The following is a 20,449-nucleotide window of genomic DNA, read 5'->3' on the forward strand; positions in this document are numbered from 1 at the left end:
ATGGGCGAGGGCGCGGCCGAACAGGACGACAAGGCGGGTAGAACGCAAGGCCAGCGCGAAGGCCAGCGCCGCCTTGCGCAGTGGGTCCGCGATTATAGGCGCCTGCCCGGTATTCCCGACGAGTTCTTGGGGCCCGACGGCGCCCCGCGCGCGGTCTGGAGCCGCTTCTTCGATGCCTTCGGCGCGCTCGCGCCCGACGAGATCGAGCGGCGCTTCGGCATGGCCGACCGTCACCTCCGCGAGGCCGGCGTCACCTATCGCGCCCCCGGCGACAGCGCCGATCGGCCCTGGTCGATCAGCCATCTGCCGCTTTTGATCGACGAGGCCGATTGGCGGCAGCTTTGCGCCGGCATCACCCAGCGCGCCGAGCTGCTCGAGCGCGTGCTGGGCGACATCTATGGCGAAGGCCGGCTGGTCGCCGAAGGCGCGCTGCCGGCGGCTGCGATCGCCGGCAGTCCCGAATATCTCCGCCCCGTCTGCGGCGTGCCGCCGCCGGGTGGGCGTTATCTCTCGGTCTATGCCGCCGATGTCGGCCGCGGGCCCGACGGCCGCTGGTGGGTGCTCGGCGACCGCACCCAGGCGCCGTCGGGCGCGGGCTACGCCCTGGAGAACCGCCTGGTGCTCTCGCGCGCCCTCTCCGACCTCTACAAGTCGATGAACGTGCCGCGCGTTGCGCCGTTCTTCGAGGCCTTTCGCGATTCACTTCGCGCCCGCGCCGATCGCGACGAGCCGCGCATCGGTGTGCTCACCCCCGGCAGTTTCAGCGAGACCTATTTCGAGCACGCGACGCTGGCGCGCTATCTCGGCTTCCTCCTCGTCGAGGGTGACGATCTCGCCGTCAGCGACAACCGTATCCACATCCGCACCGTCGCCGGGCTGAAGCGGCTCGACGTGCTGCTGCGCCGGGTCGATTCCAACTCGCTCGACCCGCTCGAGCTCGATGCCTCCTCGCATCTCGGGGTCCCCGGCCTCATTGACGTGCTGCGCAAGGACGGCGTCGTCGTCGCCAACATGCCGGGCTCGGGCGTCCTGGAGGCGCGGGCGCTGCTCGGCTTCCTGCCGGCACTCAGCCGCCGCCTGCTTGGCGAAGAGCTGAAGATGCCGCACATCGCGACCTGGTGGTGCGGGCAGCGATCGGCGCGCGAGGAGGTGCTGGCGCGGCTCGACGAGGTCGCGATCGAAGGCGCCTATCAGCGCGCCGTGCCCGGTCTCGACCGCGCGGGCCCGGTGCTGGCAAGCGAACTGGATGCCGGCGATCGCCAGCGTCTGGTCGAGGCCATCAGTGCGCGCGGCATGGATTATGTCGGCCAGGAGGTGGTGCGGCTCTCCACCATGCCGGTGTGGGACCAGGGCCAGATCAGCCCGCGTCCGTTCGTGCTGCGCGTGTTCGCGGCGGCGACGCCGGATGGCTGGGCCATCATGCCCGGTGGCTTCTGCCGCATCGCCGAGCAGCCCGACGCGCGCGCGGTGTCGATGGGCGACGGTGCGCGCGCTGCCGACGTCTGGGTCGTCTCCGACAAGCAGGTCTCGACCGCGACCCTGCTGCCGGCGACCGACAAGGTACGAATCCGCCGCATCGCGGGCGTGCTGCCGAGCCGCGCCGCCGACAATCTGTTCTGGCTCGGCCGCTATCTCGAACGCGCCGAGGCGACGCTGCGCCTCGTGCGCGCCTTGGGCTCGCCGAGCGGCCCCAACAAGGGCACGGCGGCCTCGCTGCAATCGACCGAACGCATCCAGCGGCTTCTGGTGGCCTGGGGCGCGGTTTCGCAAACATCGCGCACCGCGCACGGGCGCATCGTCGCCGAGGCGTTGCAGAGTCCGGATCGCTTCGGTTCGGCGCTGTCGCTGGTGCGCGCGGCGCAGCGCACGGCGACCTCCTTGCGCGAGCGGCTGTCGCCCGACGCCTGGCAGGTCATCACCGAGATGGCCGAACGGCTGGCTTACGAGGTGGAGGACGACGACAGCGTGGTCAGCGCGGCCGAGCTGACCTTGCAGGAGCTCGCCAGCTTTGCCGGCCTGGCACAGGAGAACATGAACCGCGCCGCCGGCTGGCGCTTCCTCGACATCGGCCGCCGCACCGAGCGCGCCATCAACACCACGCGTTTCACGCGCCAGTTCGCCTATGACGAGGCCGGCGACGAGGATCTCGACATCCTGCTGACGCTGGTGGATTGCCAGATCACCTATCGCTCGCGCTATCTGCTGGCGCCGATCCTGGCGCCGGTGCGCGATCTTGCCGTGCTCGATCCCTACAATCCGCGCTCGGTCGCGTTCCAGGTCACGACGCTGAACGAGCACATCGCGGCGCTGCCGAGCCTGAAGGAGCACGGCCTGATCGAGAAGCCGCAACGCCTTGCGGTCGCCATGGAGGCGATGCTTGCGACCGCGGAGGCCGAGAAGCTCGAGGTCAAGACGCTGTTCGCGCTGGAGCAGGATCTGCTCAGCCTCGCCGAGGCGATCGGGCAGCACTATTTCCCGCATGGTCCCAATGCCAGCCGGCCGGAAAAGCTGACGGGGCTGGCGTGATCTACGACATCCGTCACGTCACGACCTATGAATACGAGTATCCCGTCAGCTTTGCCCGCTGCACGCTGCGGCTGGAGCCGCGCAGTGGCGGCGGCCAGCAGCTGATCTCGCACCGTGTCGAGATACGTCCGCGGCCTGCCGAGCGGACGGTGCGGCGCGATTTCTTCGGCACGCTCACCGAGAGCGTCGTGATCGAGGCCGCGCATCGCAATCTGCGCATCGACTCGCGCTCGCGCGTCACGGTGTCGCGCCAGCCGCCGGCGCGCGATGCGCTCAGTCCGCCCTGGGAGAGCGTTCGCGATATCGCCTTCGAGGCGACGAGCCTCGGGCCGGCCTCGCCGGTCGGCTATGTCTTCGCCAGCCCGCTGGTGCCGGTGCTGCGTCCCGTCAGCGCCTATGCGGCGGAAAGCTTTCCGCCCGGCGCAGGCATCCTCCAAGGCGCGGTTGATCTGATGCATCGTATTCACAACCAGTTTCGCTACGACTCCAAGGCGACGGTGATCTCGACGCCGCTTGGCGAGGTTTTCGACAAGCGTCATGGCGTCTGCCAGGATTTTGCCCATGTCATGATCGCGGGGCTGCGCGGGCTCGGTCTGCCAGCGGCCTATGTCAGCGGATATCTGCGCACCATTCCGCCGCCTGGCCAGGCACGCCTGCAAGGTGCCGATGCCACCCATGCCTGGGTGTCGCTGTGGTGCGGGACCGAGCTTGGCTGGGTCGATTTCGATCCGACCAACGATCTGCTGATTGGCAACGACCATATCGTGCTTGCAGTGGGGCGCGATTTCTCCGACGTCTCGCCGGTCGACGGCATCATCGTCGGCTCGCCGAAGCAGAAGCTCGGCGTCGCCGTCGACGTGGTGCTGGTGGAGTAGAAGCGGGGCTCCCGTGCCGCTGCCTGCCCGCGAGGATGTATCGGGCCGCTGCCGCAACCGCGATGTCGCATAGCACAACGGTAACATATTTCCGTAATCGCGTTCCCAAGGGTTTGGCCAGCCGGCCCAAGATGGGCTATGCTTCCCGTTGCGTCGCGGACAATTATGAGACGTCGGGAGATGGCATGGGACACCAGCGGACGGGGCTGCATCCATGATAACCTTACCGAGACTGGCGGCTGAATCCCTGGAGCAATTCCTCGGCAAGTTCATGCGTCGCCGGTACGATGAGACTTCTGCCAATATCGTCGAGAGCGCGACCCGCACCGCGATGGAATGCATCGGCAACAGCGATGCGCTCTACCACAATATCGAGCACACGATGCTGGTGACGCTGGCGGCCCAGGCGATCCTCGGCGGCCGAAGCCTTCATACCCACCTGTCGGCCGAGGATTACGTCCATGTCCTGATCGCCTGCCTCGCCCACGACATCGGCTATGTGCGCGGGCTGTTCGAGGAGGACGATTCCGACGGCTTCGTCATCGACGCGGCCGACACCAAGATATCGTTACCGCGTGGTGCATCGGATGCGAGCCTGATGATGTATCACGTCGATCGCTCGAAGCTCTACGTGACCCGGAGGCTGCGGCATATTCCCGGTGTAGATCCGGAGCGCGTTGCCCGCGCCATCGAGGGGACGCGCTTTCCGGCCCGCGAAGGCCAGGACTATGACGACGAAGCCTCGATCCTGCGCGCCGCCGACTTCATTGGGCAGCTCGGCGATCCGAATTATCTGCGCAAGGCCAACGCGCTCTATTACGAGTTCGAGGAGGTCGGCATGAACCGCCAGCTCGGCTACGACTCGCCCGCCGACATCGTGAACCGCTATCCGCAATTCTACTGGAACAGCGTCGCGCCCCACATCCAGACCGAGATCGGCTATCTCAACAAGACCGAGATCGGTCGGCAATGGATCGCCAATCTCTACAGCAACGTGTTCCGCGCCGAGCGCGACATCTCGCTGTCCGGCCCGCAGAGATAGTTCGGGCGACTGTCTCCCGGCGCCGCGAGCAACCATGCAACAAAAAACGATCGCCACGGATATCCTCGACATCGCCTATCGCGAATACGGCGCGCCGGACGGCTGGCCCTGCATCATGGGTCACGGTTTTCCCTACGACGTGAACGCCTATGCCGAGGCGGCGCCCCTCATTGCGCAAGGAGGCGCGCGGGTGCTGGTGCCCTGGCTGCGCGGCTATGGGCCGACGCGGTTTCGCTTTCCCGGGACGCCGCGCTCCGGCGAGCAGGCGGCGCTCGGCGCCGATCTCTTGGCCTTCATGGACGCGCTCGGCATCACGCGCGCGGTGGTCGGCGGCTATGACTGGGGCGGACGCGCGGCCTGCGTGGTCTCGGCGCTTCATCCGGAGCGCGTGATCGGTCTCGTTTCCGGCAATTCCTACAACATCCAGAACATCGCCCGCGCCATGGAGCCGGCCTCGCCGCCGGAGGAAGCCGCGCTCTGGTATCAATATTTCTTCCACAACGAGCGCGGCCGCCTTGCGCTGGAACGCAACCGCCGCGGTTTCGCGCGACAGCTCTGGTCGATGTGGTCGCCGAAATGGGCGTTCGACGACACCACGTTCGAGCGGAGCGCGGTGTCCTTCGACAATCCTGATTTCGTCGATGTCGTGATCCACTCCTACCGCCACCGCTACGCACTGGTCGCGGGCGATCCTGCCTATGCCGCGATCGAGGCGAGGCTCGCAGGCCAGCCGGCGATCCGCGTCCCGACCATCGCGATCGACGGCGACAGCGACGGCGTCAATCCCGGCACCGCCCATCACGCGCGCAAATTCGAAGGCTCGTTCGAGCGGCGCGTCTTCACCGATGCCGGCCACAATCTGCCACAGGAGCGGCCGGCCGAATGGGCGCGGGCCGTGATCGACGTGCGCAAGGCGGCCGAGCGCGCCTGACCATCGAAGGCGAGACCAGACATTTTCGCTGCATTCGATCTTGACCTGCATCAATGTTGCTGCCGGACGGCGGTGTTCTGCTTGCTGTCGTCCCGGTACGGCTCGTGCTATCTTGAATTGTGCGTCGGGGGCTTCGCAGCAGGAGTGAACCGCCATGACAAGTGCTTCGGATACGTCTCCCCACGGGAGTCTGGGCTCGGGCATTGCTGCGCTGCATGCCAAATGGGGCTGGATCGTCGCGCTCGGTGTCGTCTATCTGATCGCCGGCTTCGTCGCGCTCGGCAGCGTGGCGATGGCGACGATTGCGAGCGTGGTCGTGGTCGGCGCCATGATGATCGTCGCCGGTGTCGCCGAAATCATCGGCGCATTCCAGTTGAAAAGCTGGGGCAAGTTCCTGATCTGGGCCCTGCTCGGCGTGCTCTACGTCATCGCGGGCTTCGTGACCTTTCAGAACCCGCTGCTCGCGGCAGTGCTGTTGACGCTCTTTTTGGGTGCGTCACTGATTGCCTCCGGCGCCATCAGGTTGTTCCTCGCCTTCAACATGAAGCGTGAGACTCCGTGGGTGTGGGTGGCGGTCTCGGGCGCGATCACGCTTCTGCTTGGCCTCTTGATCGTCGCGCGCTGGCCGGTCAACAGCGTCTACATCCTCGGCCTGTTCCTCGGCATCGACCTCATCATGGCGGGAGCCGGATGGATCAGTCTGGGCCTCGGTCTGAAGCGGCGTCGTTGACCGCGCCGGGTCATCAGCAACTCGACGCAAGACCGTGTGACGCAACTCCGTTGATCTGACGCGCTGACAAAAAGCAGCGCGCCGCGCGACCGCCTCATGGCTTAGCGGCGACAATCATCGGGGAGAAACCATGAAAGCCGCATTGGTGTTGGCCGCAGCGCTGGCTGCCGCCTGCCTGTCCACGCCCGCCGCCGCGCAGAAATCCTACGGTCCCGGCGTCAGCGACACCGAGATCAAGATCGGCAATACCATGCCCTATAGCGGCCCGGCCTCGCCGCTCAGCATCACCGGGCGGGTCATTGCGGCCTATTTCGACGAGGTCAACGAGAAAGGCGGGGTCAATGGCCGCAAGCTCAATCTGATCTCGCTCGACGACGCGTTCTCGCCGCCCAAGACCATGGAAGCGGCACGGCGCCTCGTCGAGGGCGACGGCGTTGCCTTCATCTTCGCGACCATGGGCACGGCGCCGAGCTCGGCGATCGCGAAATATCTCAACAGCAACAAGGTCCCGCAGCTCTTCCTGATCAGCTCGGCCTCCAAGTGGAACGATCCCGCCAACATGCCCTGGTCGATGGCATTGCCATGGGCGCCGAACTACACCAGCGAGGCCGCGATCGACGTCGCCTATGCCCGCGCCAAAAACCCGAATGCGCGTTTCGCGGTGCTCTATCAGAACGACGACGCCGGCAAGGAATATCTGCGCGGCGTCAAGGAGGCGCTCGGTGCCGACGCCGACAAGGCGATCGCGATGGCCTCGAGCTTCGAGGTCGCCGACCCCACCGTCGATTCCCAGGTGCTGACGCTGGCGAACACCAAGGCCGATGTCTTCATGATCTATTCGGTGACACCGCGCGCCTGTGCGCAGGCGATCCGCAAGGCGCACGAGGTCGGCTGGCAGCCGACGCGCTTCCTCGCTTCCGGCTGCGCCAACAAGGCGACCGTGATGGCGCCGGCGGGCCTCGATGCCGGCAAGGGCGTGCTCTCGCTCGGTGCGCTCAAGCCGTTCGTCGAGCAGCCAAAGAACGATCCGGCGATGACGGCCTATATCGACTTGATGAAGAAGCGCCTGCCCAACGCCGACATCAACAACGTCGCCGGCCTCTACGGCTACACCGTGGCCGAGGCACTGGTGGTGCTGCTGAAGCAGTGCAAGGACAATCTGACGCGCGAGAACATCATGGCGCAGGCGGCGAATTTGAAGAACGTGCCGCTGTCGCTGCTGATGCCAGGCATCACGCTCAACACCACGCCGCAGGATTTCCGCCCGATCAAGGACGGCTATATGCTGCAGTTCGACGGCAACGACTGGGTCGTCGCGAGCGAGCTGCTGAAGGGGACGTGAGGCGGGACAGATAGCGACCACAGAAACGGTTCATCCTCTTCCCTTGTGGGAGAGGGTGGATGCGCGAAGCGCAGCCGGGTGAGGGGTCTCTCTCCTCGCGAACGGTGTTGCCGGAGGAGAGAACCCCTCATCCGGCGCTTCGCGCCACCTTCTCCCACAAGGGGAGAAGGAAGAAGGAGGCTACCATGTACTTTCAACACTCTCCCCGTTCGCTGGAGCTCCAGGAACGTGTCCGCCAGTTCATGCGAACGCATGTCGAGCCGGTCGAGGAGCTCTACTACGAGCAGGTCAAGCCGGAAGCATCGCGCTACAAGACGCCACTAATCCTCCAGGACCTGAAGCACCTGGCGCGCGAGCAGGGGCTCTGGAACCTGTTCCTGTCAGGCGAGCACGGACCGGGCCTGACCAATCTCGAATATGCGCCCGTGAAGGAGATCATGGGCCGCATTCTCTGGGCGCCCGAGGTCTTCAACTGCTCGGCGCCCGATGTCGGCAACATGGAGGTGCTCGCGAACTACGGCACGCCGGCGCAGCAGGAGCGCTGGCTGAAGCCGCTGCTCGAGGGGCGCATCCGCTCCGGCTTCTCGATGACCGAGCCGCAGGTCGCCTCCAGCGATGCGACCAACATCCAGTGCGAGATCCGCCGTGATCGCGGCGACTACGTCATCAACGGACGCAAATGGTTCACCTCGGGCGCGATGAACGAGGATTGCGAGATCCTGATCGTGATGGGCAAGACCGCGCCCGACGATCCCGACCGCCACCGCCAGCAATCCATGATCCTGGTGCCGAAAAATACGCCCGGCGTGCGCATCGTGCGCGACATGCTCACCTACGGCTATGACGACGCCCCTGTCGGCCATCCCGAGATCGTCTACGAGAACGTCCGCGTGCCCGCGGAGAACATTTTGCTCGGCGAGGGCCGCGGCTTCGAGATCGCGCAGGGGCGGCTCGGGCCCGGCCGCATCCATCATTGCATGCGGCTGATCGGCTGCGCCCAGCGCGCATTGGAATTGATGTGCCAGCGGTCGGTCTCGCGCGTTGCCTTCGGCAAGCCGCTGGCCGAGCAGGGCTCGGTGCGCGAGGACATCGCAAACTCCTTCTGCGAGATCGCGCAGGCGCGCCTGCTCACGCTGCAGGCCGCCGACAAGATGGACCGCGAGGGCAACAAGGCGGCGCGCGACCTCATCGCCGCTGCCAAGATCGTGGTGCCCAGCATGGCCGCGCGCGTCATCGACCGCGCCATCCAGATTCACGGCGCCGCCGGCGTTTCGCAGGACACCTTCCTCGCCCGTGCCTATGTCTACGCCCGCTTCATCCGCATCGGCGACGGCCCGGACCAGGTGCATCTGGCGGCGGTGGGCAAGGAGCTGATCAGGCGCGGCGGGGTGATGGGGTAGGAGGAGAAGCCTCCTGTTGCCGAACAACGATATGCAACGTGTCCTGCAATCTCGCGCTGTTGGGAAGTGGCGCAAAGCGCTCATACCGCCGAACACGTGAGACTGCGACGCCGAGCCTCGCTTCCGGTGTCATGCTGCTGACGCAATCGCTGTCTTAGACGGTGGCAACTAAAACACTGTGTGGGGACTGCTCTGGTTCCCACGACGGTTCCGCAGTCGGGTTGGCTGGATTCCGCACGAGATTGGCGCAAGCCCCGAACGCTTTCGCGTTCGCTTGCCCATGTTGCGGCGTCGTGAACCGGACGATCGAGAAAATCAAAGGAGATGTAATGGTGTTCCGCTGGAGCGCTGCGATTTGCAGCGCCCTGATTGCGCTTGTCGTTTCTGTAACGGTCGCTCGAAGCGAAACAGGTAGGGTTCATTCAAGCGCCGTCGTCGATGCCGCCTCCGGGGAAGCGATCGTCGGCGCAGCATCCACGTATAATCCGTTCAAGCCCGGCAAGGAGGAGGGCGGCCCGAGCACAGCCTCCGGCGAGCGTTATGATCCCTCGGTTTGGACGGCTGCCATCAAGACGAGCTTGCGTCAGAAATTTGGTGGAATCAAATTTGGAGCGAGACCGAAATATGCTCTCGTCGAGGCCGTCGGCAAGAAGGTCATCGTCAAGATCAACGACGTCGGGCCGCTCAGGCCCGGTCGCATCATCGACCTCAATGAGCGGACGATGCGCCACTTCGATCCGAGCATGGAACTCGGAGTCATTCCTGATGTGTCGGTCAAGCCGCTGTCTGGCGACTATTGGATCCCTGGGCCCGTTGGCTGAACGCTATGCCGGAGGAGGACCGCGTTCCCATGTCGACCGCCGTCGTCGTGAGCGGCGGGCGCTTCGTCATGCCGCCTTGGTGATGCGGCTCTCCGCCGATCCGGCGCGCAGGTTCTGGAAGAACTTCTCCACCTCGCGCGACAGCGTGTCCGCCGTCTCGGTCAGGCTGCTCGCCGCCGTCAGCACGGACGCCGCCGCGGTGTCGGTCTCGCCGATGGCGTCGCGCAACGAGGTGATGTTCGCCACGAGCGTCTCGTTGCCCTGTGCGGCGCTCTGCGCGTTGGACGAGATCTCGCGCGTGGCCTGATCCTGCTGACTGACGGCGCCGGCGATCGCCGAGGTGACCTCGTTGATCTCGCGCACCGCGCCGCCGATCTCGCGCACGGCGTCGACCGCGTTGCGGGTCGAGGTCTGGATCATCGCGACGTTCTCGCCGATCTCGGCGGTCGCCTTCGCGGTCTGTCCCGCCAGCGCCTTCACCTCATGGGCGACGACGGCAAAGCCGCGGCCGGCATCGCCGGCGCGGGCGGCCTCGATGGTGGCGTTGAGCGCGAGCAGGTTGGTCTGCTCGGCGATCGCCTGGATCAGGCTGAGCACGCCGTCGATGCGCTGCGTGGCCGCGGCAAGGCTCTCGATCTCGGAGATCGATTTCTCGGTGCGCTGGCCGGTCTGCTCGACTGCGCCGGCGCTCTGGCGGACTTGGCGGCCGATCTCCACCACCGAGGCCGACAGTTCCTCGGCCGCGCCCGCCACCGCCGTGACGTTGTGCGAGGCCTGCTCGGTGGCGTTCGCCGCCGTGCCGGCGCGGCTACTGGCGTCCGCGGTGACACGGGTGATGGTCTGTGCCGTCTCGCGCATGACCGAAGCGTTGTCGCTGAGGCCGCGCATGATCGCGCCGATCGCCTCGCCAAACGCCTCGACGGATCGTTCGATGTGACGGGCGCGCTCCTCGCGTGCGGCGGCGTCCTGCGAGACCTGCGAGGCGAGGTTGCGGTTGCGGCCCATCGCCTTCTGGAAGACCTCGATCGCGCGGGCCAGTGCGCCGATCTCGTCGGCGCGGCGGCTATAGGGCACCACGACGTCCTCGGTCCCGTCGGCGACCTGCTTGATGGTCGCGGTGATGGCCGAGAGGGGCCGTGCGATCGAGCGGGCGATGATGACGATGCCGATCACGACCAGGGCCAGCGCCACGCCGCCGAGACAGGTCAGCACGAAGGTCAGCGTGCGATTGGTCTCGGTCTGCTGCGCGATCTGCCTGGCGCGTTCGGCATAGACCTTGGAGAGCGCTTCGAGGTCCTTGTTCAGCGCCGAGCGGACGCTGCGATTGGCGTCGTTGTCGCCCCATTCGCGGCCCGCGGCCGCATTGATCTCGACGCCGCGGCGCACCAACTCCTTGCGGAATTCGACGAACTGCTCGATGCGCTTCTTGAAGGTGGCGAACTGCTCGGCGTCGTCGGCCTTGACGATGGTTTCCCAGCGCTTCACGACGTCGAGGATCTGGGCGTTGAACTTGAGCAGACCCTCGCCGTATTTCTTCACGACGGCGGGCTCGGTGGACATGTAGACGCCGCGCGACTCCATCACGACCGCATAGACCAGCGAGTTGACCCGCTCGACGTTCAGTGCGGCAGCATTCGCCGTCTCGATCGCGCTGGCCAGGTCGGCACTGCGGCGGCTGTTATACTCGGACAGCCCCGCGATCGCCGCCGTGAGCAGGGCGAACAGTGCGAAGATCGCATAGAGCTTGGTGGCAAGCGTGAAGCGGCCGACGAGGCCGGCGGCATTCCCAGATCGGTCTGATGTCATGGCGTTCAAGGGGCCTGAGATGGCCTGGAGCGGCCGGTGAGCACGGTCGTTTGGATTTGATGCAAAACTATGCAGAACGAAGATGGATGCGGCGTTAACGGCGGGGTTTGGCCCCTCGCCCTTAGTCGAAAGAAAAGTAAGATATTTCAGCGCCTTGATCTGAGGGTATAGTCTCGGGATCGCGCTGGACGCGGCCGTTGGCCGACGAACCCCGGAGAGGCCCTTGATCTACCGTCACACCATCGATGCGACGAGCTACACCTTCCCGGACCTGCGCGATCTCCTTGCCAAGGCGACGCCACCGCGCTCCGGCGACCGGCTGGCCGGGATCGCCGCCGACACTGCCGAGCAGATGATCGCGGCGCGGATGGCGCTCGCCGACGTTCCGCTCGCCCAGTTCCTGCAGGAAGCCGTCATCCCCTATGAGGCCGACGAGGTCACCCGCCTCATCATCGACAGCCACGACGCCAAGGCCTTCGCACCGGTGGCATCCCTGTCGGTCGGCGGCTTCCGCGACTGGCTGTTGTCGGATGCCGCAACGCCAGACGTCCTGCGCGGGCTGGCGGGCGGTATCACGCCGGAAATGGCGGCTGCAGTGTCGAAGCTGATGCGCAACCAGGACCTGATCCTGGCGGCGCGGAAATGCGAGGTCACCACCGCCTTCCGCAACACCATCGGCCTGAAGGGCCGGATGAGCACGCGGCTGCAGCCCAACCATCCGTTCGACGATGCCAGGGGCATCACCGCCTCGATCCTCGACGGCATCCTGCTTGGCGCCGGCGATGCCTGCATCGGCATCAACCCCGCCAGCGACGATCCCGCCGTCATCGGGCAATTGCTGCGGCTGCTCGACGAGATCATCGCGCGGCTGAAGATCCCGACGCAAGGCTGCGTGCTGACACATGTCACGACGACGCTGTCGCTGATCGGGCAGGGCGTGCCGGTCGATCTCGTCTTCCAGTCGGTCGCCGGCACCGAGGCCGCCAACCGCAGCTTCGGCATCGACCTCAAGCTTCTGAAAGAGGCGCAGGAGGCCGGACTGTCGCTGCGGCGCGGTACGGTCGGGCAGAACGTGATGTATTTCGAGACCGGCCAGGGCTCGGCGCTGTCGGCGGGCGCCCATCATGGCCTCGACCAGCAGACCTGCGAGGCGCGCGCCTATGCGGTCGCCCGCGGCTTTGCCCCGCTATTGGTCAACAGCGTGGTCGGCTTCATCGGCCCGGAATATCTCTATGACGGCAAGGAGATCATCCGTGCGGGACTGGAGGATCATTTCTGCGGCAAGCTGCTCGGCCTGCCGCTCGGGATCGACATCTGCTACACCAACCACGCCGAGGCGGACCAGGACGACATGGACAATCTGCTGACGCTGCTCGCCGCGGCCGGCGTCACCTTCATCATGGGCGTCCCCGGCGCGGACGACGTCATGCTGAACTATCAATCGACGTCTTTTCACGACGCGCTCTATGTCCGCGACGTCTTCGGTCTGCGCCGCGCGCCGGAATTCGACGACTGGCTGGCGCGGTCGGGAATTGCAGGCGCCGATTTCCGACTTGCCGGCGATGCAGGCCTGCTGCCCGATTTTGCCTCGCGGCTGATCGCGTGAGCGGTCCGAAGCATCAAAGTTTCCCTTCAGGAAACCATCGGCGTCTTTCGGAATTGTGCTTATGCCACAATATTGAGAAATTCCGGCGGCAGCATTACGCTATATGTCTGGCTGGCAATTTCCGCACCATTCGGTCGAGCGTGGCGGGGGAGCTTTGATGCGAGCTGAAAGTAACGGAACGTCACGGCGGATTCTCTGCGTATTTCCGCGATACACCTCTTCATTCGGGACGTTCGAGCATTCCTATCCCCTGACCGACGGCGTCCGCGCCTTCATGCCGCCGCAAGGGCTTCTGCTGATCTCCGCCTATCTGCCGAAAGACTGGCAGGTCAAATTTGTCGACGAGAACCTCCGCCGCACGACCAGGGAAGAGTTCGAATGGGCCGAGGCGGTTTTCGTCAGCGGCATGCACATCCAGCGCCAGCAGATGAACGACATCTGCCGCCGTGCGCATGAGTTCGACCTGCCGGTCGTGCTCGGCGGCCCCTCCGTCAGCGCCTGCCCGGATTATTATCCGTCGTTCGACTATCTCCATGTGGGCGAACTCGGCGATGCCACCAACCAGCTGATCGACATCCTGTCGCGCGACACCTCGCGGCCCGAGCAGCAGGTGGTGCTGACCACCAAAGACCGCGTGCCGATGACGGAGTTTCCGATCCCGGCCTACGAGCTTGCCGACGTCAAGAAATACTTCCTCGGCAGCATCCAATACTCCAGCGGCTGTCCCTACCAGTGCGAGTTCTGCGACATCCCCGGCCTCTACGGGCGCAATCCGCGCATCAAGTCGCCGCAGCAGATCATCGCCGAGCTCGATCGCCTGCGCGAATGCGGCATGACCGACACCGTCTATTTCGTCGACGACAACTTCATCGGCAACCGCAAGGCAGCCCTGGACCTGTTGCCGCACCTGATCGAATGGCAGAAGCGGACCGGCTACGTGGTGCGGCTCGCCTGCGAGGCGACGCTCAACATCGCGAAGAGACCAGAGATCCTCGAGAAGATGCGCGAGGCCTATTTCGTCACCATCTTCTGCGGCATCGAGACGCCGGATCCCGACGCGTTGAAGGCGATGCAGAAGGACCACAACATGATGGTCCCGATCCTGGAGGGCGTGCGCACCATCAACTCCTACGGCATGGAGGTCGTCTCGGGCATCATCATGGGGCTCGACACCGACAAGCCGAATACGTCGGAGGCGCTGCTCGACTTCGTCGAGGAGTCCCGGATTCCGCTGCTCACGATCAACCTGCTTCAGGCGCTGCCGAAGACGCCGCTATGGGACCGGCTGGAACGCGAGGGACGCCTGATCGAGGACGACGCGCGCGATTCCAACGTCGATTTCCTGCTGCCGTACGACGAGGTCGTCGCATCCTGGAAGCACGCCATGGCGGTCGCTTATGCGCCCGAGAAGGTCTACGCACGCTACCAGCATCAATGCGACCACGTCTATGTGCGCCGGCTCAAGATGCCGAGGCCGGACGAGATGAAGACCTGGCCCAACATCCGGCGCGGCCTCGTCATGCTGCGCAACATCTTCTGGAAGGTCGGTGTGCTCGGCGACTACAGGCGCGTGTTCTGGAAGTTCGCGGTGGGGCGCATCAAGCGCGGCGATCTCGAAGGCCTGATCGGCTGCACCCTGATCGCGCACCATCTCATCACCTTTGCGCGCGCGGCCTCCAGCGGCAGGCAGAACGCCTCGAACTACTCGATCCGGCTGCGTGAGGCCGCCGTTCCCGCCGAATGAGTGAGAAGTCCGTCCCGGCTCGCCCGACCCTCGACCTCAGGTCGTTCACGCCCGCGCGCGTCGCGCTCGGGCGCAGCGGCGCGAGCGTGCCGACCAAGGCGCTGCTCGATTTCACGCTCGATCATGCCCGCGCCCGCGATGCCGTGCACGCCGCCTTCGACGCGTCGCGTCTGGTCGCCGATCTCGGCGCGCTTGGACTTGCCGTGACCGAGGTCAGGAGCCAGGCGGTTGACCGCGGGGACTATCTGCGGCGGCCGGATCTGGGACGACGGCTTGAATCCGGCTCGGTCGAGGTTCTGGCGCAAGCGGCCGCGGCGCCGTGCCAGCTCGCGCTCGTGATCGGCGACGGCCTGTCCGCGGCCGCGGTCCACGCCCATGCGGTGGCCCTGGTGAGGCGCCTGCTGCCATTGCTCGCGGAAGGGGATGACGTCGCGGTCGGCCATGCCGTCGTCGCCTCGGGGGCCCGCGTTGCGCTCGGCGACGAGATCGGCGCTATTCTCGGCGCGCGCATGGTGGCGACGCTGATCGGCGAGCGGCCGGGTCTGTCGGCGCCCGACAGTCTCGGCGCCTATCTGACGTTCGCGCCGAAGCCCGGCCGGACCGATGCCGAGCGCAATTGCGTGTCCAACATTCACCACGCCGGGCTCGGCTATGACGAGGCCGCCTTCAAGATCGCCTGGCTGGTCCGAGAGGGGCTGGCGCGGCAGGTCAGCGGCGTGGCGCTCAAGGACGAGAGCGCGGACCGCGCGCCGCGTCGAATTGGCACAATCTCGCCCGGATGACCGGGGGCAGACCCGAAATCGCCGCATCTTGATCGATTCGCCCACACTTCGCCTGCTTGCGAGAAGGGCGATTGACCTGCTAAACCCCCCACGGCGATTTTCCGCGCATTTTCAAGGGGCAAGCCTCCCATTGGTATGGCGTTTTCAAGCCGTTCGCGGGGCGCGATAAGCTCTCAAGACCGAGCCGATTTAGGAACTGGATAAGGCATGCTCGAAAAGCACAGCGAGAATGAGGTTCATGTCGACAAGGTCGAGCAGGGACCTACGTCCTCGATCGCCTTCGGGCTGGAGCGTCTCGGGCTGATCGCTGTCCGGGCGCCGATCGTCTCCTGCATCGTCCTGCTCGTCCTGATCGTCGGCGCCATATTCGGCATCCACCGGATCAAGATCGACGATTCGCTGTCGCAGCTCTTCCGCTCCGACAGCCGTGAATTCCGCCAATATGAAGAGGTGACGAAGAAGTTCCCGGCCGAGGAATTCGACGTTCTCGTGGTGGTCGAGGGCAAGACCCTGCTGGCCCGGAATAACCTCGAGAAGCTGCGCGACTTCGTCACCGACATGCAACTGGTCGAAGGCACGCGCGGGCTGGTCTCGCTGTTCTCGGCGCGCCAGGCGCCGGCGCCGGGCAAGCTGCCGGCGGCGCTTTTCCCGGCCGAACTGCCCGAGGGCGCCGACTACGACAGGTTCATCGAGACCGTCAAAAACAACGAGATCATCCGCGGCAAGCTGCTGTCGGAAGACGGCACGCTGGCGCTGATCGTGCTGTCGCTCGATCCGGAGGTGGTCGCCTCCAACAAGCTGACCAAGACCGTCGCCGACATCCGCGCGCTGATGAAGGAGGATCTCGGCGACACCGGGCTCAACGTGCAGCTTTCCGGCGTGCCCGTGATGCAGCTCGAGATCCGCAACGCGGTCGAGCGCGACGGCCTCACCTACAACATCCTCGGCATCCTCGCCGGTTGCGTCATCGCCATCATCTTCTTCCGCAAGATCTCGTTCATGGTCGCTGCGGCATTCCCGCCGATGATCGCGATCCTGCTGGCGCTCGGCGCGCTCGGCTGGGCCAATTTCAATCTCAACATGTTCCTGAACGTGATGACGCCGCTCATCATGGTCATCAGCTTCTCGGACTCGATGCAGCTCACCTTCGCCGCGCGCGACCGGCTGATCGCGGGCCAGGACAAGTTCACCGCGTTCAAGAACGCGGTGCTGGTGGTGGGCCCGGCCTGCGTGCTGACGCACGGCACCGCCGGCATTTCCTTCATCGCGCTGATGTTCTCCGACTCCGACCTGATCCGCAAGTTCGGGGAGGCGGGTCTGGCCGCCACCATCATCGCGCTGGTCGCGGTGCTGTCGCTGGTGCCGGTGTTCGGCGTGCTGCTGGTGCGCAACGAGAAGACGTTCGCGGTCAAGTTCCAGAGCGCGGATGCCGGTGTCCAGGCGCTGCGCAATTTCTGCTACTGGATCGCGGTGCGCATGGTCGGCCGCCCCGGCCTGTTCAGCCTGATCGCTGTGCTGTTCGTCGGTGGCCTCGGCGTCATCTACGCCAATCTGGAGCCGCGCTACCGGCTCGCTGATCAGGTGCCGGACAAGCGGCAGGCGGTCGCCGCCAGCGACCGGCTCGATGCCAAGCTCACCGGCGCCAATCCGGTCAACGTGCTGATCCAGTTCCCGAAGGGTGAATCGCTCTATTCGCCGGAGACGCTCCAGACCATCGCGGACGTGCATGCGACCGTGGAGAAGGCGGCCGGTGTCGGCAATGTCTGGTCGGTCGAGACCCTGCGCCGCTGGCTCGCGGAAAAGGCCGGCACCGCCGACGTCGCGACGCTGAAGGAATATGTCGGCGTCATCCCCGAGCATCTGGTGCGGCGCTTCATCGACGCCGAGCAGGACGCGGTCGTGGTGGCCGGCCGTGTGCCGGACAAGGATTCCAGCCAGCTCCTGCCGATCGTGGACAAGCTCGATTCCGAGCTCGACGCTGTCCGCAAGAAGCACCCGGGCTACGAAGTCGCGGTGACGGGCCTTGCCGCGATCGCCGCGCGCAATTCGGCCAACATGATCCAGAAGCTGAACCACGGGCTCACCATCGAATTCGCGCTGGTCGCGATCTTCATCGGCCTTGCCTTCCGATCCTGGGTGGTGATGTTCGCCTGCATCCTGCCGGGTATCTTCCCCGTCGTGATGTCGGGAACGGTGCTGTGGGCGATGGGCGAGGGCCTGCAATTCGCCAGCGTCGTCGCGCTCACCGTCTCGTTCGGGCTGGGGCTCAGCGCCACCATCCACTTCCTCAACCGGCTCAGGCTGGAGAACAAGCCAGGCGTCGGCTCGGCGCTGGCGGTGGAGCGGGCGACCGTGCTGGTCGGCCCTGCGCTGATTCTGACCACGGTGGTGCTGGCCTGCGGGCTCGTCGTCACCGTGTTCTCCGACCTGCCGTCGCTGCGGCTGTTCGGCTGGCTCAGTGCCTTCTCGATGGTGATGGCGCTGGTCGCCGACCTCTTCATCCTCAGGCCGACCGCGATGTGGCTGATCAATCTGCACGCCAAGCTGCACGGACCGGACAAGCCGGCGATCTAGCGCAGCGATCTTCTGATCGGGCCAATGCCGCGATGACGCCTATTGGGCTGTTGAGCTCGGCGCTCTGGGTGCGGCATACGGACTGCTCGGATTGCTGGTCGCTGTTGTCCCGCTCACGCGTCGATCCGAACGATCCCGTAGGGATTGAACTTGAAATCGCCCTCGGCGTAGTCCTGTTCCCGCGACAGTGTGAGCTTGCGGTCGCGTAGCGTGGTCTCGATGCCATGCTCGTTCATGGCGTCGGCGATCTCGTCCATCAGCTTGACCGCGTCGCGATCGCTGCCGCGCGATGTCGCGACATAGACCTCGGGCAAGCCGACGAGGTGATAACCGACGGTCTCGTAATAACGATCGCCGGCGAGCGGGCGCTTGGCAAAGGCGAGACGGCACGCCTTGGTGACAGCGGGGGTCATGCGCAGGCCCTGGCTGGTGATCGAGCCCTTGCGCGCCTGATCCATGAGAGCGCGCCACCGCGCGACGCCGTGGGCAATTCCGGCGCTCTCGCCTTTTGCGGCAACGGCTCCCGCGTCGAACATCTCGTCCACGATCTGCAGTGCGGCGGCCGAATACGCTGCCGTCTTCTGTTGAGCCATCGGCGGGCTCAGCACGTAGAGGACCGATTTGTGATTGGCCACGGCGGCCTCGTCCGAGGCGGTCCATGCTTTCGGGAAGACGCGGTCCCAGCACACCCCGAACGATCGCGCCATGTTCGCGTCGGGCCTGGCCTGCGAATGGGTGCGGTCGATCTCGAAGTCGAAATCGGCGATGGTCCTGGCCAGCGCCTTCGGCGGTTGTAGCAGTCTTTCGTCCTTGCCGAGGAAGCAGAGCACGTGGCGCGGCTTCACCGCTGAAGGCGGCATGGTCGCTCCCTGCTGGTCATTGGCGAAGGCCCGGGTGGCCACGAAGAGCCCGGCGGCCGTGAGCAGATGTCTGCGTATCGGATCCATCTCGGCAAGTTCGCCCCGGTGAGTTCATGCCAGCAAAAAGCCCCCGGCTCGCGCGAACCGGGGGCCGTATTTCTCTGGCCGAGAAGAGCGGATCAGCTCTTCGTCATGGTGATGTTGACGCCGCGGATCTCGCCCTTGGACGAGATCTGCACCGTCTGCTTGGTGCCGTTGGTGCGCAGCGAGAGGTTGGCGGCAAAACCGTTGGCCTCCACGAACACGTCGATCTGGCCGCCGCCGGCGGTGCCCTGGAGATTGCCGAAGATGTTGCGGCTGGATTCGCTCCAATTGCCGGAGATCCGCTCGCCCTGGCTCGTCACGTCGCTGGTGAGGTCGAACTTGTAGCTGTCGGAGGCGCAGTGCAGAGCCTGCTTCAGGTTGAGGCCGCTGCCGGCGACCTTATAGTCTGCCTTGCAGCGAATCCGCTCGGTGGAGCCGTCGGACAGCGACACCGTGCCGGTGCCGGTCCACGCGCCGTCGAAACCGGCAAACGGGCCAGACGACTGTGCGTGGCTCGTCGAAACCGAAAAGAGCAGCGCCGCCCCGATTCCCGCCGCCTTGATGGCCAGTCCAGATCGCCCAAAGAATGTCATCTCAATATCCCGTTTTGGAACGACGCCCGCTTACCCTTGAGAACGTCTCGCCACATCGAAAGTTTAGTGCTCCGAGCCAGTGTCAGGTTCAAAGCCGAGCCGCCAGAGATGGTGGTTCACGACGCCCCGCGCCAGGCTCGGATTCGCCGATTTGCCCTGTTTCCGCACGTTTCCGGCAGGAAAGATGGGGCGCAGAGATGCAGCTCTGCAACAGGTATGCAGTAAAACGCAGTGTCCCTGAATTATGACGTAGTATCAACCCCTTACATTTGCCAATGAGGGCTCGGGGAAGACCTGATCTGGTGGACGTGGCGCCAATTTGGCCGCATTTGCCAGTGCTTGTGCCTTCTCTGAGGCCGCACCTCCCGCGGCGACTTGCCATCAGAACAATCCGCTCCGGTCGTCCGCCCTGTGCAGCCGGGTCCGGTGCGATTCTGCTGTCAGAATGAAGGAATACAATGCGTAAGCTTCTCGTCGCTCTCACCCTGCTGTCGGCATCTGTTTCGACGGCGGCGTTGGCCCAGCAAGGGCGCGGCTCCGAGTCCGAGCAGAAGGCCTGCACGCGCGACGTGCAGAAGTTCTGCCGTCCGGTCATCGACCAGGGCGATTTCACCATCCTGGCCTGCCTCAAGGAGAACCGGGCCAAGATCTCGCAGGCCTGCGACCAGGTCCTGAAGAACCACAACCAGTAAGCTCGGCCATTGGCCCATGAAAGCGGCCCCAGGGCCGCTTT

Annotated in this window: 16 protein-coding genes; 13 read left to right on the forward strand and 3 right to left on the reverse strand. The window is 65.3% G+C overall.

The window, feature by feature from the left end; all coding sequences use genetic code 11:
* The 8 genes from ACFDR6_RS21045 to ACFDR6_RS21080 all read left to right on the forward strand — a co-directional run bounded on the left by ACFDR6_RS21045 (position 1) and on the right by ACFDR6_RS21080 (position 9,667).
* Entirely contained in the window at positions 1–2,526 is a 2,526-nt protein-coding gene (locus tag ACFDR6_RS21045) for a circularly permuted type 2 ATP-grasp protein (RefSeq protein WP_375859362.1), read from the forward strand.
* Positions 2,523–3,401 carry a transglutaminase family protein gene (locus ACFDR6_RS21050; RefSeq protein WP_212081240.1) on the forward strand — a complete coding sequence of 293 codons (879 nt, stop codon included), beginning with the start codon at positions 2,523–2,525 and terminating at the stop codon, positions 3,399–3,401. Before ACFDR6_RS21045 ends, ACFDR6_RS21050 begins: the two co-directional genes overlap by 4 nt.
* 214 nt (positions 3,402–3,615) lie before the next feature.
* The gene (locus tag ACFDR6_RS21055; RefSeq protein ID WP_212081241.1) at positions 3,616–4,443 is read left to right on the forward strand and encodes an HD domain-containing protein; all 828 of its coding nucleotides are present in this window, start codon (positions 3,616–3,618) and stop codon (positions 4,441–4,443) included.
* Between the two features lie 34 nt (positions 4,444–4,477).
* A complete protein-coding gene (locus tag ACFDR6_RS21060; RefSeq protein ID WP_375859363.1) occupies positions 4,478–5,374 on the forward strand; it encodes an alpha/beta fold hydrolase in 897 nt (298 codons plus the stop codon).
* Between the two features lie 154 nt (positions 5,375–5,528).
* Positions 5,529–6,104, forward strand: a complete 576-nt coding sequence (locus ACFDR6_RS21065) for an HdeD family acid-resistance protein (protein WP_317240418.1) — start codon at positions 5,529–5,531, stop codon at positions 6,102–6,104.
* 130 nt (positions 6,105–6,234) lie between these two features.
* Complete coding sequence (locus tag ACFDR6_RS21070) at positions 6,235–7,446, forward strand: ABC transporter substrate-binding protein (protein WP_375859364.1); 1,212 nt, start codon at positions 6,235–6,237, stop codon at positions 7,444–7,446.
* A gap of 185 nt (positions 7,447–7,631) precedes the next feature.
* Positions 7,632–8,846: an acyl-CoA dehydrogenase family protein gene (locus ACFDR6_RS21075; RefSeq protein ID WP_375859365.1), complete on the forward strand. Its 1,215-nt coding sequence runs from the start codon at positions 7,632–7,634 to the stop codon at positions 8,844–8,846.
* Positions 8,847–9,175: 329 nt separating this feature from the next.
* Positions 9,176–9,667 carry a septal ring lytic transglycosylase RlpA family protein gene (locus ACFDR6_RS21080; protein WP_317243973.1) on the forward strand — a complete coding sequence of 164 codons (492 nt, stop codon included), beginning with the start codon at positions 9,176–9,178 and terminating at the stop codon, positions 9,665–9,667.
* A gap of 66 nt (positions 9,668–9,733) precedes the next feature.
* On the opposite strand, the gene ACFDR6_RS21085 is transcribed toward ACFDR6_RS21080, so the two are convergent.
* Complete coding sequence (locus tag ACFDR6_RS21085; protein ID WP_375859366.1) at positions 9,734–11,473, reverse strand: methyl-accepting chemotaxis protein; 1,740 nt, start codon at positions 11,471–11,473, stop codon at positions 9,734–9,736.
* A gap of 223 nt (positions 11,474–11,696) precedes the next feature.
* On the opposite strand from ACFDR6_RS21085, the gene ACFDR6_RS21090 reads away from it, so the two are divergent.
* The 4 genes from ACFDR6_RS21090 to ACFDR6_RS21105 all read left to right on the forward strand — a co-directional run bounded on the left by ACFDR6_RS21090 (position 11,697) and on the right by ACFDR6_RS21105 (position 18,179).
* Entirely contained in the window at positions 11,697–13,079 is a 1,383-nt protein-coding gene (locus ACFDR6_RS21090) for an ethanolamine ammonia-lyase subunit EutB (protein WP_375859367.1), read from the forward strand.
* Between the two features lie 157 nt (positions 13,080–13,236).
* Positions 13,237–14,823: a B12-binding domain-containing radical SAM protein gene (locus ACFDR6_RS21095; RefSeq protein ID WP_375859368.1), complete on the forward strand. Its 1,587-nt coding sequence runs from the start codon at positions 13,237–13,239 to the stop codon at positions 14,821–14,823.
* Positions 14,820–15,605, forward strand: coding sequence for an ethanolamine ammonia-lyase subunit EutC (gene eutC, locus ACFDR6_RS21100; protein WP_375859369.1), 786 nt, complete (start codon positions 14,820–14,822; stop codon positions 15,603–15,605). Before ACFDR6_RS21095 ends, eutC begins: the two co-directional genes overlap by 4 nt.
* A 207-nt stretch (positions 15,606–15,812) precedes the next feature.
* Positions 15,813–18,179, forward strand: coding sequence for an efflux RND transporter permease subunit (locus ACFDR6_RS21105; RefSeq protein ID WP_375859370.1), 2,367 nt, complete (start codon positions 15,813–15,815; stop codon positions 18,177–18,179).
* 113 nt (positions 18,180–18,292) lie between these two features.
* Here ACFDR6_RS21105 and ACFDR6_RS21110 read toward each other — a convergent pair whose 3' ends face one another.
* The gene (locus tag ACFDR6_RS21110; protein WP_375859371.1) at positions 18,293–19,126 is read right to left on the reverse strand and encodes a hypothetical protein; all 834 of its coding nucleotides are present in this window, start codon (positions 19,124–19,126) and stop codon (positions 18,293–18,295) included.
* A gap of 92 nt (positions 19,127–19,218) precedes the next feature.
* Positions 19,219–19,716 (reverse strand): hypothetical protein, encoded by a 498-nt coding sequence (locus tag ACFDR6_RS21115; RefSeq protein ID WP_212081252.1) that lies wholly within the window; start codon positions 19,714–19,716, stop codon positions 19,219–19,221.
* Positions 19,717–20,174: 458 nt separating this feature from the next.
* Here ACFDR6_RS21115 and ACFDR6_RS21120 point away from each other — a divergent pair, with 458 nt between their 5' ends.
* On the forward strand, positions 20,175–20,408 hold the full coding sequence (locus ACFDR6_RS21120; RefSeq protein WP_212081253.1) for a hypothetical protein: 234 nt from the start codon (positions 20,175–20,177) through the stop codon (positions 20,406–20,408).
* Positions 20,409–20,449 lie beyond the last annotated feature (41 nt).

The organism is Bradyrhizobium tunisiense, assembly GCF_042263385.1.
Taxonomy (GTDB): Bacteria; Pseudomonadota; Alphaproteobacteria; order Rhizobiales; family Xanthobacteraceae; genus Bradyrhizobium; species Bradyrhizobium tunisiense.

Coding starts and splice junctions, on each gene's coding strand:
- ACFDR6_RS21045 (WP_375859362.1), top strand. CDS start 1: ATGGGCGAGGGCGCGGCCGAACAGGACGACAAGGCGGGTAGAACGCAA.
- ACFDR6_RS21055 (WP_212081241.1), top strand. CDS start 3,616: ATGATAACCTTACCGAGACTGGCGGCTGAATCCCTGGAGCAATTCCTC.
- ACFDR6_RS21060 (WP_375859363.1), top strand. CDS start 4,478: ATGCAACAAAAAACGATCGCCACGGATATCCTCGACATCGCCTATCGC.
- ACFDR6_RS21065 (WP_317240418.1), top strand. CDS start 5,529: ATGACAAGTGCTTCGGATACGTCTCCCCACGGGAGTCTGGGCTCGGGC.
- ACFDR6_RS21070 (WP_375859364.1), top strand. CDS start 6,235: ATGAAAGCCGCATTGGTGTTGGCCGCAGCGCTGGCTGCCGCCTGCCTG.
- ACFDR6_RS21075 (WP_375859365.1), top strand. CDS start 7,632: ATGTACTTTCAACACTCTCCCCGTTCGCTGGAGCTCCAGGAACGTGTC.
- ACFDR6_RS21080 (WP_317243973.1), top strand. CDS start 9,176: ATGGTGTTCCGCTGGAGCGCTGCGATTTGCAGCGCCCTGATTGCGCTT.
- ACFDR6_RS21085 (WP_375859366.1), bottom strand. CDS start 11,473: ATGACATCAGACCGATCTGGGAATGCCGCCGGCCTCGTCGGCCGCTTC.
- ACFDR6_RS21095 (WP_375859368.1), top strand. CDS start 13,237: ATGCGAGCTGAAAGTAACGGAACGTCACGGCGGATTCTCTGCGTATTT.
- eutC (WP_375859369.1), top strand. CDS start 14,820: ATGAGTGAGAAGTCCGTCCCGGCTCGCCCGACCCTCGACCTCAGGTCG.
- ACFDR6_RS21105 (WP_375859370.1), top strand. CDS start 15,813: ATGCTCGAAAAGCACAGCGAGAATGAGGTTCATGTCGACAAGGTCGAG.
- ACFDR6_RS21110 (WP_375859371.1), bottom strand. CDS start 19,126: ATGGATCCGATACGCAGACATCTGCTCACGGCCGCCGGGCTCTTCGTG.
- ACFDR6_RS21115 (WP_212081252.1), bottom strand. CDS start 19,716: ATGACATTCTTTGGGCGATCTGGACTGGCCATCAAGGCGGCGGGAATC.
- ACFDR6_RS21120 (WP_212081253.1), top strand. CDS start 20,175: ATGCGTAAGCTTCTCGTCGCTCTCACCCTGCTGTCGGCATCTGTTTCG.